The 12,357-nt window shown below is 71.9% G+C and carries 12 protein-coding genes; 5 read left to right on the forward strand and 7 right to left on the reverse strand.

Annotation, left to right across the window (positions count from 1 at the left end; genetic code table 11):
• The first annotated feature begins 45 nt into the window (after positions 1 to 45).
• Entirely contained in the window at positions 46 to 792 is a 747-nt protein-coding gene (locus ACIBCU_RS08880) for a SigE family RNA polymerase sigma factor (RefSeq protein WP_362943316.1), read from the forward strand.
• Between the two features lie 145 nt (positions 793 to 937).
• Here ACIBCU_RS08880 and ACIBCU_RS08885 read toward each other — a convergent pair whose 3' ends face one another.
• On the reverse strand, positions 938 to 1,642 hold the full coding sequence (locus tag ACIBCU_RS08885; protein ID WP_399230243.1) for a uridine kinase: 705 nt from the start codon (positions 1,640 to 1,642) through the stop codon (positions 938 to 940).
• 63 nt (positions 1,643 to 1,705) lie between these two features.
• On the opposite strand from ACIBCU_RS08885, the gene ACIBCU_RS08890 reads away from it, so the two are divergent.
• A complete protein-coding gene (locus tag ACIBCU_RS08890; RefSeq protein ID WP_362943321.1) occupies positions 1,706 to 2,131 on the forward strand; it encodes a hypothetical protein in 426 nt (141 codons plus the stop codon).
• Positions 2,132 to 2,190: 59 nt separating this feature from the next.
• Here ACIBCU_RS08890 and ACIBCU_RS08895 read toward each other — a convergent pair whose 3' ends face one another.
• From ACIBCU_RS08895 to deoC, 3 genes are read right to left on the reverse strand one after another with little or no spacing between them, the layout of a single operon-like run.
• Positions 2,191 to 3,138 carry an aldehyde dehydrogenase family protein gene (locus tag ACIBCU_RS08895; RefSeq protein ID WP_362943323.1) on the reverse strand — a complete coding sequence of 316 codons (948 nt, stop codon included), beginning with the start codon at positions 3,136 to 3,138 and terminating at the stop codon, positions 2,191 to 2,193.
• A complete protein-coding gene (locus ACIBCU_RS08900) occupies positions 3,131 to 4,567 on the reverse strand; it encodes an aldehyde dehydrogenase family protein (protein WP_362943325.1) in 1,437 nt (478 codons plus the stop codon). The genes ACIBCU_RS08895 and ACIBCU_RS08900 overlap by 8 nt, the downstream gene beginning before the upstream one ends.
• A gap of 6 nt (positions 4,568 to 4,573) precedes the next feature.
• Entirely contained in the window at positions 4,574 to 5,521 is a 948-nt protein-coding gene (gene deoC / locus ACIBCU_RS08905) for a deoxyribose-phosphate aldolase (RefSeq protein WP_362943331.1), read from the reverse strand.
• Between the two features lie 136 nt (positions 5,522 to 5,657).
• Between deoC and ACIBCU_RS08910 the strand changes: the two genes are divergently transcribed.
• Complete coding sequence (locus tag ACIBCU_RS08910) at positions 5,658 to 6,296, forward strand: PH domain-containing protein (protein ID WP_362943328.1); 639 nt, start codon at positions 5,658 to 5,660, stop codon at positions 6,294 to 6,296.
• Positions 6,297 to 6,398: 102 nt separating this feature from the next.
• Here the strand turns inward: ACIBCU_RS08910 and ACIBCU_RS08915 are convergent, their stop codons facing one another.
• The 3 genes from ACIBCU_RS08915 to ACIBCU_RS08925 form a co-directional block, all read right to left on the reverse strand.
• Complete coding sequence (locus ACIBCU_RS08915; RefSeq protein WP_399230246.1) at positions 6,399 to 8,039, reverse strand: phospho-sugar mutase; 1,641 nt, start codon at positions 8,037 to 8,039, stop codon at positions 6,399 to 6,401.
• Positions 8,040 to 8,200: 161 nt separating this feature from the next.
• Positions 8,201 to 9,025, reverse strand: coding sequence for a purine-nucleoside phosphorylase (locus ACIBCU_RS08920; RefSeq protein WP_362940621.1), 825 nt, complete (start codon positions 9,023 to 9,025; stop codon positions 8,201 to 8,203).
• 105 nt (positions 9,026 to 9,130) lie between these two features.
• On the reverse strand, positions 9,131 to 9,568 hold the full coding sequence (locus tag ACIBCU_RS08925; protein WP_033297850.1) for a gamma-glutamylcyclotransferase: 438 nt from the start codon (positions 9,566 to 9,568) through the stop codon (positions 9,131 to 9,133).
• A gap of 250 nt (positions 9,569 to 9,818) precedes the next feature.
• Between ACIBCU_RS08925 and ACIBCU_RS08930 the strand changes: the two genes are divergently transcribed.
• A complete protein-coding gene (locus tag ACIBCU_RS08930; RefSeq protein ID WP_362940624.1) occupies positions 9,819 to 11,258 on the forward strand; it encodes an NAD(P)H-quinone dehydrogenase in 1,440 nt (479 codons plus the stop codon).
• 123 nt (positions 11,259 to 11,381) lie between these two features.
• Positions 11,382 to 12,350, forward strand: coding sequence for a DeoR/GlpR family DNA-binding transcription regulator (locus tag ACIBCU_RS08935; RefSeq protein ID WP_362940627.1), 969 nt, complete (start codon positions 11,382 to 11,384; stop codon positions 12,348 to 12,350).
• Positions 12,351 to 12,357 lie beyond the last annotated feature (7 nt).

The raw sequence follows: 12,357 nt of genomic DNA on the forward strand, positions 1-12,357 counted from the left end.
CGTTGGCACACGGAACGAACGGACTCCACCGATGGGGGGCGCCAGATGAACGCACTGCACAGCACCACCTCAAGCGCAGTTGTCACGCGCCTTCACGACGTCGGGCGGAGCCCGGAGAAGTCCGGTGCCGGAGCACGGGGGCGTGTACGTGGCACCGGGCGTCAGCACTCGTCGTACCTGACGATGGTTGACGCGACCACGGGGGAGAACGGGGGAAGCGCGTACGGGGAGGGCTCGGGGGAGCGGAAGCCCCCGGCGCGGACGGAGGACGCCGAAGCGGCGTTCACCGCCTACGTCCAGGAGCGCCGCGCCTCCCTGTACGCGACCGCCTACCACCTGACCGGCGACCGGTTCGAGGCCGAGGACCTGCTGCAGAGCGCCCTCTTCTCGACGTACCGGGCGTGGGACAGGATCAGCGACAAGGCGGCCGTCGGCGGATATCTCCGCCGCACCATGACCAACCTGCACATCAGCGCATGGCGCAGGCGCAAGCTGAACGAATACCCGACCGAGGAGCTGCCGGAGACGGTGGGCGACACGGACGCGATGCGGGGCACGGAGCTGCGGGCGGTGCTCTGGCAGGCGCTCGCGCGGCTGCCGGAACTCCAGCGCACGATGCTGGTGCTCCGCTACTACGAGGGCCGCACGGACCCGGAGATCGCGTCCATCCTCGACATCAGTGTCGGCACGGTGAAGTCGAGCATCTGGCGGTCGCTCCGCCGGCTGCGTGAGGACGAGGTCCTCAGCTTCGGCCGTGACGAGGAGGAGTCCTTCGGCGAGCTGGTGGCCTGAGGTCTACGGGGGAAACGGGGGAAAGGCCGCGGCTTCGGGGGAAGCGGCGGCACGGGGGTAGCGCGCAGCGGGGGCGGACAGGCCGGGGGGTCCTGTCCGCCCCCGCCGTGTTTTCCGGGGGCCGCCGGTCCTGCGCCGGGAGGCCCTAGTTCGGCACGCGGGTGCGCGGGGTGCGGCAGCGTCCCGCCGCGGCTGCGGCCAGGCGGCCCAGGGCCTCCTGCTTGGCGCAGGGATACGCGCCCAGGGCCTTCTGGCGGGCCACGATGCCCCGCTCGGCCCGCATCAGGCGCCATCCACGCCGCAGCAGGAACGGCACCGACTTGCGGCCCTCCCGCAGATCCCGCACCAGCCGTCGGCGGAACGTCGTCGACGGCCGGCCGCGCAGGCACAGCGCGTCCGCGAGCAGGCCCAGCTCCTGGCAGCGCTGCACGATGTCCGCCGCGAAGATGCCCTCCGCGACGAAGAGAGGCGTGCGCTCGATGTCGAGTGTCTCGCGGCCCGTCCGTGAGCTCGTGGCGATGTCGTACAGGGGAACGGACGTGCGTCCGGTGCGGCACAGCTCCGCTATGGCCGCGACCGCGCCGTCCGCGTCCCAGGAGAGGGCCGAGTCCCAGTCGATGTCCGCGCTGCCGGTGACCCGCGGCAGTGTCGGATCGTTGGCCTCCTTGTAGAAGTCGTCCAGGCGTAGCACCGGGAGACCGCTGCGGGCCGCGAGGGACGACTTGCCGGAGCCGGACGGACCGGCGAGCAGCACGACGCGCGTGGGGATCGGTTGGGAACTCACAGAACAGAAGTGTGAGGCATTGACCCGCGCAGGGGATCGCCGGGAGGTCCTGTTGGTATCGAGCATCACACCTCAACTACTCTGCGCGCACGGATGATTACCCGACACGTCCCGATCAGGTGGGAAAACATGGCACGTCATGCACTGTCCAAGCCCCGGAAACGCGCGCTGCTGCGCGCCGGTCTGACCCTCACCGCGCTGGGCGCGGCGCTCGGCGCCGGAGGCGCGGCGGCCCAGGCCGCACCGCTGCCCGCCCCGCCCGCGACCGGTGCGGACACGGCGGACAGCACTCTGGGGGCGGTCAGCGACGCGGCGGCGCCCGCGCTGACCAGCGCTCTCGGTCACGGGCTCGCCGGGGCCGTCAAGCCCGTCACCGACCTGCAGCTCGACCCGCTGGCCGGGACGGGCGTGGACCCGCTGGACAACGCGGTGGGCACCCAGGTCGCCGACTTCAAGCCCGTGACCACGGCGGTGGCCACGGACCCGCTGACCAGCGGCGCCGCGCTCAGCGATCTGCCCCTGATCGGAGAGGTGACCGGTCTGATCACCGGCTGATCCGACGTACGCATGCGTGTGGGGCCGCCCGGAGGTGGCCCCACACGCGTACGCAGAGGTCAGTACGAGGAGCCTGAGGCCCCCAGGGCGCCCGTCGGGTGCCAGACCGTCTTGGTCTCCAGGAAGGCCGTCAGGCGGTGCGTGCCGGGATCGGCCGACCAGTCCGCCCCGTCCACAGCCTGTGGATGAGCGGCGCCGTGCGCTTCCTTCTCGGAGTGGTGGCGGGAGACGGGTGGGCGGCTGACCCGCTTCAGGTTGTCCGCCGCCGCGATCTCCAGCTCCTTCGCCAGAGCGGCGTCGGCCCCGGTGAGGTCGAGGGCGTTGACGTCCTGGTGGGACGCCAGCGGGGCAGCGAGCTCCGCCGTTTTCCCCGACAGGATGTTCACCACACCGCCGGGCAGGTCGGAGGTCGCCAGGACCTCGCCCAGCGAGAGCGCGGGCAGCGGAGCCTCGGCCGAGGCGATGACGACCGCCGTGTTCCCCGTGGCGATCACCGGGGCGACGACCGACACCAGGCCCAGGAACGACGACTCCTGGGGGGCCAGGACCGCGACCACACCTGTCGGTTCGGGGGTGGACAGGTTGAAGAACGGTCCCGCGACCGGGTTCGCCCCGCCCACGACCTGGCCGATCTTGTCCGTCCAGCCCGCGTACCAGACCCAGCGGTCGACCGCCGCGTCGACGACGGCAGCCGCCTTGGACTTCGACAGCCCTTCGGCGTCCGCCACCTCCCGCACGAACTGCTCCCGGCGGCCCTCCAGCATCTCCGCGACGCGGTAGAGGATCTGCCCGCGGTTGTACGCGGTGGCGCCCGACCAGCCGCCGAACGCCTTGCGCGCGGCCACGACGGCGTCACGCGCGTCCTTGCGGGAGGACTGCGGGGCGTTCGCCAGCCACTTGCCCTTCGAGTCCGTCACCTCGTACACCCGGCCGCTCTCGGAGCGGGGGAACTTGCCCCCGACGTACAGCTTGTAGGTCTTGAAGACACTCAGTCGCCCGTCAGACATCGAGGTAGGCCTCCAGACCGTGACGGCCGCCCTCGCGGCCGAAGCCCGACTCCTTGTATCCGCCGAACGGCGAGGTCGGGTCGAACTTGTTGAACGTGTTGGCCCAGACGACGCCGGCCCGGAGCTTGTTCGCCACCGCGAGGATGCGGGAGCCCTTCTCCGTCCAGATGCCCGCCGAGAGGCCGTACTGGCTGTTGTTGGCCTTCGCGACGGCCTCGTCCGGCGTGCGGAAGGTCAGCACCGACAGCACCGGGCCGAAGATCTCGTCGCGGGCGACGGTGTGCGCCTGGGTGACACCCGTGAAGAGGGTCGGCGCGAACCAGTAGCCGGACGACGGCAGTTCGCACGGAGCGGACCACCGCTCGGCGCCCTCCGCCTCACCCGTCTCGACGAGCGCGCTGATCCGGGCGAGCTGCTCCGCGGAGTTGATCGCGCCGATGTCGGTGTTCTTGTCCAGCGGATCGCCGAGCCTGAGCGTGGACAGCCGGCGCTTGAGGGCGTGCAGCACCTCGTCGTGCACGGACTCCTGTACGAGGAGCCGGGAGCCCGCGCAGCAGACCTGGCCCTGGTTGAAGAAGATGCCGGTGACGATGCCCTCGACGGCCTGGTCGATCGGGGCGTCGTCGAAGACGATGTTGGCGCCCTTGCCGCCCAGTTCGAGCGTGACCTTCTTGTCCGTGCCCGCGATCTGCCGGGCGATCGCCTTGCCGACGGCGGTGGACCCCGTGAAGGCGACCTTGTTCACGTCCGGGTGCTCGACGAGGGCGGAGCCCGCGTCGCCGTAACCGGTCAGGATGTTGACGACGCCCTTGGGGAGGCCCGCCTGGCGGCAGATGTCGGCGAAGAACAGCGCGGAGAGCGGGGTCGTCTCGGCCGGCTTCAGCACCACCGTGTTGCCGGTGGCGAGCGCCGGGGCGATCTTCCAGGCCAGCATGAGGAGCGGGAAGTTCCACGGGATGATCTGGCCGGCCACGCCCAGCGGGCGCGGACTCGCGCCGTACCCCGCGTGGTCCAGCTTGTCGGCCCAGCCCGCGTAGTAGAAGAAGTGCGCCGCGACCAGTGGGAGGTCCGCGTCGCGGGTCTCCTTGATCGGCTTGCCGTTGTCCAGGGTCTCCAGGACGGCGAGTTCGCGGGAGCGCTCCTGGATGATGCGGGCGATCCGGAAGAGGTACTTGGCGCGCTCGGAGCCGGGCAGCGCCGACCACTTCTCGAACGCCCTGCGGGCCGCCCTCACGGCGCGGTCCACGTCCTCGGCGCCTGCTCGGGCGACCTCGGAGAGCACCTCCTCGGTGGACGGGCTGACCGTCTTGAAGACCTTGCCGTCGGCCGCCTCGGCGAACTCGCCGTCGATGAACAGGCCGTACGAGGGGGCGATGTCGACGACGGAGCGGGACTCCGGAGCCGGTGCGTAATCGAATGCGGATGCCATGGCGTATCAGTCCACCGTCACGTAATCGGGGCCGGAGTAACGGCCGGTGCTGAGCTTCTGGCGCTGCATCAGCAGGTCGTTCAGCAGGCTGGAGGCGCCGAAGCGGAACCAGTGGTTGTCCAGCCAGTCCTCGCCCGCGGTCTCGTTCACCAGGACGAGGAACTTGATCGCGTCCTTGGTGGTGCGGATGCCGCCCGCGGGCTTCACGCCGATCTGGACGCCCGTCTGCTCCCGGAAGTCGCGTACGGCCTCCAGCATCAGCAGCGTGTTCGCCGGAGTGGCGTTCGTCCCGACCTTGCCGGTCGACGTCTTGATGAAGTCCGCGCCGGCCAGCATCCCGAGCCAGGAGGCCCGCCGGATGTTGTCGTACGTGGACAGCTCGCCGGTCTCGAAGATCACCTTCAGCCGTGCGGAGCCGCACTCGGCCTTCACGGCGACGATCTCCTCGTAGACCTTGAGGTAGCGGCCCGAGAGGAAGGCGCCGCGGTCGATCACCATGTCGATCTCGTCCGCCCCGGCCGCCACGGCGTCGCGGACGTCCGCGAGCTTGACGTCCAGGGCGGCGCGGCCGGCGGGGAAGGCCGTCGCGACGGACGCGACCTTCACGCCGGAGCCGGCCAGCGCGGCGACGGCGGTCGCCGCCATGTCGGGGTAGACGCAGACGGCCGCGGTGCGCGGGGTCGTGCGGTCGGTCGGGTCGGGGTTGACGGCCTTGGCGGCGAGAGCCCGGACCTTGCCCGGGGTGTCCGCGCCTTCCAGCGTCGTCAGGTCGATCATCGAGATGGCGAGATCGATCGCGTACGCCTTGGCGGTCGTCTTGATCGAACGGGTGCCGAGGGCGGAGGCGCGCGCTTCGAGGCCGACGGTGTCGACGCCGGGCAGCCCGTGCAGGAAGCGGCGCAGCGCACTGTCGGACGCCGTCGCGTCGGAGAATGCCGGAGCAGTGGTGGGCATGGTCACCACATGAGCATATCTACGCGCGTAGCGACCTGTACAGGGGGCTCCCCGCTTCCGCGCCTTCCGCAGACCGTACGAGGCCTCCCCCGAGGCCTCTCCGCACCCCGCCGGGCCGTCAGGCAGAATCGGGACCATGACGAGCCCCACACCCCCCGCCGAGCCCGCCCGCACCGACCGGACCTTCCGGTCGGGCGCCGGGCTGGTCAGCGGCGTGCTGCTGATCCTGCTGGTCGGCTGGATCGGCGGCGACGCGGTGGTCCAGGGCAAGGGATGGGTGCCGTGGCTGTCGCTGGCCGCGCTGCTGGCGGTGATTCCGCTGATCGTCGCCTTCACGCTGCGTCCGGCCGTGTTCGCCGACGAGGAACGGATCCGGATCCGCAACCCGTTCCGCACGATCGTGCTGCCGTGGACGGACGTCTCCACCGTGCGCGCGGCGTACTCGAGCGAGGTCTTCACCCACGGCGGCGACAAGTACCAGCTGTGGGCGGTCCCCGTCTCGCTGCGCGAGCGCAAGCGGGCGGCCAGGAAGGCCACCCAGCAGGCGCACGACGATCCGTACGGCCGGACGTCCGTGCACGCCGACGTCCGCGACACCCAGGCCCGCGCGGCCGCCGCCGACCAGACGGTGAGCGACCTGAGGGAGCTAGCCGAGCGAGCCGCCGCCCGCAAGGAACAGGGCACGACCACCGCGTCGGTCCGCTGGGCCTACGAGGTGATCGCCCCGGCCGCCGTCGGCGCCGTGCTGCTGGTGGTGCTGCTCGCGATCGGCTGACAGCGGCCCCCGTCGTTGGGGAGTTACGGACAGCGATATGTGATCGAAACGGGCATCGATGTGTCCGCTTCTCCCCAACGACCCCTCAACCGCAGGCGCGGGTCAGATCCCCGCCGCAGCCGCCAGGTCCCGCTTGATGCCCGCCAGCAGCTCCGCGCCCCTCGCGCGGGCCACGGGGAGACCGGCCGCGTCGGTGACCGGGACCACGACCTCCAGGTAGCACTTGAGCTTCGGCTCCGTGCCGCTCGGGCGGACGATCACCCTGGCCCCCGTGAGGTGGTAGCGCAGGCCGTCGGTCGGCGGCAGCAGGTCCGTGCCCTGCGAGAGGTCCTCGGCCGAGGTGACGGGGAGGCCCGCCAGGGTGGTCGGCGGGGTCTCGCGCAGACGTCGCATGGCGTTCGCGATGACGGTCAGGTCCTCGACCCGGACCGACAGCTGGTCCGTCGCGTGCAGGCCGTGTGCGAGTGCCAGGTCGTCGAGCAGGTCGAGGAGGGTGCGGCCCTTCTCCTTGAGCCCGGAGGCGAGTTCGGCGATCAGCAGGGCGGCCGTGATGCCGTCCTTGTCGCGGACGCCCTCGGGGTCCACGCAGTAGCCGAGCGCCTCCTCGTACCCGTAGCGCAGGCCCTCGACGCGGGCGATCCACTTGAAGCCCGTCAGCGTCTCCTCGTGGCCGAGGCCCGCCTTCTCGGCGATCCGGCCGAGGAGGGACGAGGACACGATCGACTCGGCGAAGACTCCGGTGACCCCGCGGTCCACCAGATGGGCGGCCAGCAGCGCGCCCACCTCGTCGCCGCGCAGCATCCGCCAGCCGCCCCCGGCCGACGGGTCGGGCACGGCGACGGCGCAGCGGTCGGCGTCCGGGTCGTTGGCGATGACGATGTCCGGCTGTGCCCGGCGCGCGGTCGCGAAGGCGAGATCCATGGCGCCGGGCTCTTCCGGGTTGGGGAAGGCGACGGTGGGGAACGCCGGGTCCGGGTCCGCCTGCTCGGCCACGAGTACGGGTTCGGGGAAGCCGGCCCGGGCGAAGGCGGCCGTGAGGACGGAGGTGCCGACACCGTGCATCGCGGTGTAGACGGTCCGGGCGGTACGGGGCGACCCCGGGCTGAGGACGGCGTCCGTACGCGCGAGATATGCGGCCAGAACCTCGTCGCCGAGGGTCTCCCAGCCCGACTCCGGGCGCGGTACGCCGTCGAGCGGGCCGACCGCCGCGATCGCGGCGGCGATCTCCGCGTCGGCCGGGGGCACGATCTGCGAGCCGTCGCCGAGGTAGACCTTGTAGCCGTTGTCGCGCGGCGGGTTGTGACTGGCCGTGACCTCCACGCCCGCGACGGCCCCCAGGTGCCGTATGGCGTACGCGAGGACGGGGGTGGGCAGCGGGCGGGGGAGCACGGCGGCGCGCAGGCCGGCGCCGGTCATCACCGCCGCGGTGTCGCGGGCGAAGTCGGCCGACTTGTAGCGGGCGTCGTAGCCGACGACGACGAGTCCGCCGGACTGTCCCTGGGCCTTCAGGTACGCCGCGAGTCCGGCGGCGGCGCGGATGACGACGGAGCGGTTCATCCGCATCGGGCCGGCGCCGATCTCGCCGCGCAGGCCGGCCGTGCCGAACTGGAGCGTGCCCGCGAAGCGGTCCGCCAGTGCGGCCGGGTCCCCGGCGTCGATCAGCCCGGCGAGCTCCGCGCGGGTCTCGGGGTCCGGGTCCTCGGCGAGCCAGGTCCTGGCCCGCGTGATGAGGTCCTGCTGCACGGTGTCCGCCTTTCTGCGGGTGGGGGTGCGGGTGGGGGGTGCGGGAGTGGGACCGCTGCGCGGGGCTGCCGGGGGCTCCGCCCCGGACCCCCGCGCCTCAAACGCCGGCGGGGCTGAATCTGCTCAGCCAGTGCCTCACGGGAAAGCGGGGCTGGGCGACGTCAGATCCGGTCCAGTACCCGGGCCAGCAGTGCGCCCATCCGGGTCGCCGAGTCGCGGCCGGCCTGGAGGACCTCCTCGTGGTTGAGGGGTTCGCCGCTGAGGCCCGCCGCGAGGTTCGTCACCAGGGAGATGCCCAGCACCTCCGCGCCCGCCTCACGCGCCGCGATGGCCTCCAGGACGGTGGACATGCCGACCAGGTCTCCGCCCATGGCCCGGACCATGCCGATCTCGGCCGGGGTCTCGTAGTGCGGGCCGGGGAACTGCACGTACACGCCCTCTTCGAGCGACTCGTCGATCTCCTTGCACAGCGCGCGCAGCCGCGGCGAGTACAGGTCCGTCAGGTCGACGAAGTTGGCGCCGATGATCGGCGACGCCGCCGTGAGGTTGATGTGGTCGCTGATGAGGACCGGCTGGCCGGGGCGCATGCCCTCGCGCAGGCCGCCGCACCCGTTGGTGAGGATGACGGTCCCGCAGCCCGCGGAGACCGCCGTACGGACGCCGTGCGCGACCGCCGCGACTCCCCGGCCCTCGTAGTAGTGCGTACGGCCCAGGAAGACCAGGGCGCGCTTCTCCCCGATCCGGTACGAGCGGACCGTGCCGCCGTGGCCCTCCACGGCCGGGGCCGGGAATCCGGGCAGCGCGGTGACCGGGAACTCGGCCTCCGGGATGCCGAGCGCATCGCCGGCGGGGGCCCACCCGGAGCCCATCACGAGAGCGACGTCGTGGGTATCGGCGCCGGTCAGCTCGCGCAGGCGGGCGGCGGCGTCGGCAGCGGCGGCGCGGGGGTCGCCCTGGATGTGGTCCGGAATAACAGATGCGTTCACGCGGATGAGGGTAACCGCTGATTCCCTACGCGCGTAGATGTGCGGCGGAGAGTCTGGCCGGTCACATTCGTATGTTCGTACAGGGCGCGCCCCGGACGGCCCGGCTCAGCAGGGTCGTTTGCGCAGGTTCATCACATAGTCGTGCGGCGCGCCCGCGGACTCGGCGGCATCCGCCACCTCGCCCAGATAGCGCGCGGAGGGCAGTCCGCCCTCGTAGCCGTTGAGGACGTACATCCAGGCCGGCTCCTCGCCGTCCAGCGTGTGCACGCGCACCCGCATGCGCCGGTAGATGTCGAGGCCGACCCCCTCCCAGCGGTCCATGGAGTCCTCGTCCATCGGAGCCAGGTCGTACAGCGCCACGAACACCTGGGAACGGGGTGCCTCCACCACCGTGGCCAGCGCGCCCTCCCAGCCCATCTGCTCCCCGCCGAACGTCAGCCGCCAGCCGTTGAGCCAGCCCGTGCCGCGCAGCGGGGAGTGCGGTGCGCGGCGCGTCATCAGCCGCGCGTCGAGGTTGCCGGCGTACGCGGCGTAGAGCGACATGGGGTCGAGGGTACGGGAGGGGCGGGGAGCGTGCCGGTTCCGGCGAGGAAAGGGCCCGGTCGTGGGCGGTCCGCCGGCGCCGGAGGCCGTGGCCCGGCCAGGCCCGTTCCCGTATGGAGGGCCCCGGGGCGAAGCAGCTTGGCGCGTGCGGGACAATGAATTACGTACTGCATACGCCGGGGCGATCCCCCGGACCCCCGGCCGGGGCGGCAGACGGCCGTGGGATGACACCACGCGAGGCGGACTTTTCGTGACCCGGATCGTGATCATCGGCGGCGGCCCCGGCGGCTACGAGGCGGCACTGGTCGGCGCCCAGCTCGGCGCGGAGGTGACCGTCGTCGACTGCGACGGCCTCGGCGGCGCGTCGGTCCTCACCGACTGCGTGCCCTCCAAGACCCTGATCGCGACGGCCGAGGTGATGACCACCTTCGACTCCTCCTACGAGGAACTCGGCATCATCGTCGCCGACGACACCCCGCACATCAAGCAGGCCGCCCGGGTCGTCGGCGTGGACCTCGGCAAGGTCAACCGGCGTGTCAAGCGCCTCGCGCTCGCCCAGTCGCACGACATCACCGCCTCCGTCACCCGCGCGGGCGCCAGGGTCATGCGCGGCCGCGGCCGGCTGGAGGGCCTCCAGGCCGCCGACGGGTCCCGCCAGGTCGTGGTGACCGCCGCCGACGGCACCGAGGAGCGGCTCACCGCCGACGCGGTGCTGATCGCGACCGGCGGCCACCCCCGGGAGATCCCGGACGCCCTGCCCGACGGCGAGCGCATCCTGAACTGGACCCAGGTCTACGACCTCGACGAGCTCCCCGAGGAGCTCATCGTGGTCGGCTCGGGTGTCACCGGCGCCGAGTTCGCCGGGGCCTACCAGGCGCTCGGCTCGCGCGTCACGCTCGTCTCCTCCCGCGACCGGGTGCTCCCCGGCGAGGACCCGGACGCCGCCGCCGTCCTGGAGGACGTCTTCCGGCGCCGCGGCATGAACGTCATGGCCCGCTCCCGCGCCCAGTCCGCCAAGCGCGTCGGCGACCGGGTCGAGGTCACGCTGGCCGACGGCCGCGTCATCACCGGCACGCACTGCCTGATGGCGGTCGGCGCGATCCCCAACACCGCGGGCATGGGCCTGGAGGAGTCCGGGGTCCAGCTCAAGGAGTCCGGGCACATCAGGACCGACCGGGTCTCCCGGACCAGCGCACCCGGTGTGTACGCCGCAGGTGACGTCACCGGGGTCTTCGCGCTGGCCTCGGTCGCCGCGATGCAGGGCCGGATCGCGATGTACCACTTCCTCGGCGACGCGGTGGCGCCGCTGAACCTGAAGACGGTCTCCGCGAACGTCTTCACCGACCCCGAGATCGCCACCGTCGGTTACAGCCAGTCGGACGTCGACTCCGGCAAGATCGACGCCCGTGTCGTGAAGCTTCCGCTCCTGCGCAACCCTCGCGCCAAGATGCAGGGCATCAGGGACGGCTTCGTCAAGATCTTCTGCCGGCCCGGCACCGGCATCGTGGTCGGCGGCTGCGTCGTCGCGCCGAGGGCCAGCGAGCTGATCCACCCGATCGCGCTCGCCGTGGACAACAGCCTGACGGTGGAGCAGATCGCCAACGCGTTCACGGTGTATCCGTCGCTCTCCGGCTCGATCGCGGAAGTGGCCCGGCAGTTGCACACCCGTAAGACCGAGGGCGAGGCGTAGCCCGCACTGCTCGTACCGACGGCGGGGCCCCCTATACCACCAGGGGGCCCCGCCTACGTACAACTTCTGTTATTCGGCGCAAACTGCTGAAAAGCAACCTACGGCCAGGTTACTGTCAGTTTCGTGTTCGCTGCAGAACGTCGTCAATTGATCCTCGAAATGGTGCGCGCCAACGGGGCGGTATCGCTCCGTGAGCTCGCCCGCGTCGTCCAGACCTCCGAAGTGACCGTACGGCGGGACGTGCGGGCACTGGAGGCAGAAGGACTCCTCGACCGCCGGCACGGCGGTGCGGTCTTGCCGGGCGGTTTTACGCGGGAGTCCGGCTTTCCGCAGAAATCCCATCTCTCCACCGCGGAGAAAACGGCCATCGCCGACCTGGCGGCCGGCCTGGTCGGTGAGGGCGAGGCCATCGTGGTCGGCGCCGGAACGACCACGCAGGAGCTGGCCCGCCGGCTCGCGCGGGTGCCCGGTCTGACCGTGGTCACCAACTCACTGCTGGTCGCCCAGGCGTTGGCCCATGCCAACCGGGTGGAAGTGGTGATGACGGGCGGCACCCTGCGCGGGAGCAACTACGCGCTCGTCGGCAGCGGTGCCGAGCAGTCCCTCCAGGGGCTGCGGGTGAGCCGTGCCTTCCTCTCGGGCAGCGGGCTGACCGCGGAGCGCGGGCTCTCCACGTCCAACATGCTCTCGGCGAGCGTGGACCGGGCACTGGTGCAGGCCGCGGCCGAGGTGGTGGTCCTCGCGGACCACACGAAGCTCGGCTCCGACACCATGTTCCAGACGGTTCCCACGGAGCTGATCACCCGTCTGGTGACGGACGAGCCGCCGGTGCACGACGAGCGTGCGGCCACGGAGCTCCAGGCCCTCGCCGACCAGGGGGTGGAGATCACGGTGGCGGGGCCCGACACGGAGTCCGGGGGCAGCGATCCCCTGCCACCGGGACGGCAGACACGGCAGGACATGCCGCTGCCGGGCCAGCGGCGTACGCAGGGCGGACATGGAGGGCCGGGAGGGCTCGGCCCGCAGTTGCGGAGCGCCGCGGCGCTGGCGGACGGGCCGGTGGGCCGGGTCGCGGACATGCGGCGCCGGTGAGGCCGTG

Source organism: Streptomyces sp. NPDC051064 (genome assembly GCF_044455985.1).
GTDB lineage: Bacteria > Actinomycetota > Actinomycetes > Streptomycetales > Streptomycetaceae > Streptomyces.

Coding starts and splice junctions, on each gene's coding strand:
- ACIBCU_RS08885 (WP_399230243.1), bottom strand. CDS start 1,642: ATGCTCGATACCAACAGGACCTCCCGGCGATCCCCTGCGCGGGTCAAT.
- ACIBCU_RS08925 (WP_033297850.1), bottom strand. CDS start 9,568: ATGTCGCTCTACGCCGCGTACGCCGGCAACCTCGACGCGCGGCTGATG.
- ACIBCU_RS08880 (WP_362943316.1), top strand. CDS start 46: ATGAACGCACTGCACAGCACCACCTCAAGCGCAGTTGTCACGCGCCTT.
- ACIBCU_RS08910 (WP_362943328.1), top strand. CDS start 5,658: ATGACGAGCCCCACACCCCCCGCCGAGCCCGCCCGCACCGACCGGACC.
- ACIBCU_RS08890 (WP_362943321.1), top strand. CDS start 1,706: ATGGCACGTCATGCACTGTCCAAGCCCCGGAAACGCGCGCTGCTGCGC.
- deoC (WP_362943331.1), bottom strand. CDS start 5,521: ATGCCCACCACTGCTCCGGCATTCTCCGACGCGACGGCGTCCGACAGT.
- ACIBCU_RS08900 (WP_362943325.1), bottom strand. CDS start 4,567: ATGGCATCCGCATTCGATTACGCACCGGCTCCGGAGTCCCGCTCCGTC.
- ACIBCU_RS08895 (WP_362943323.1), bottom strand. CDS start 3,138: ATGTCTGACGGGCGACTGAGTGTCTTCAAGACCTACAAGCTGTACGTC.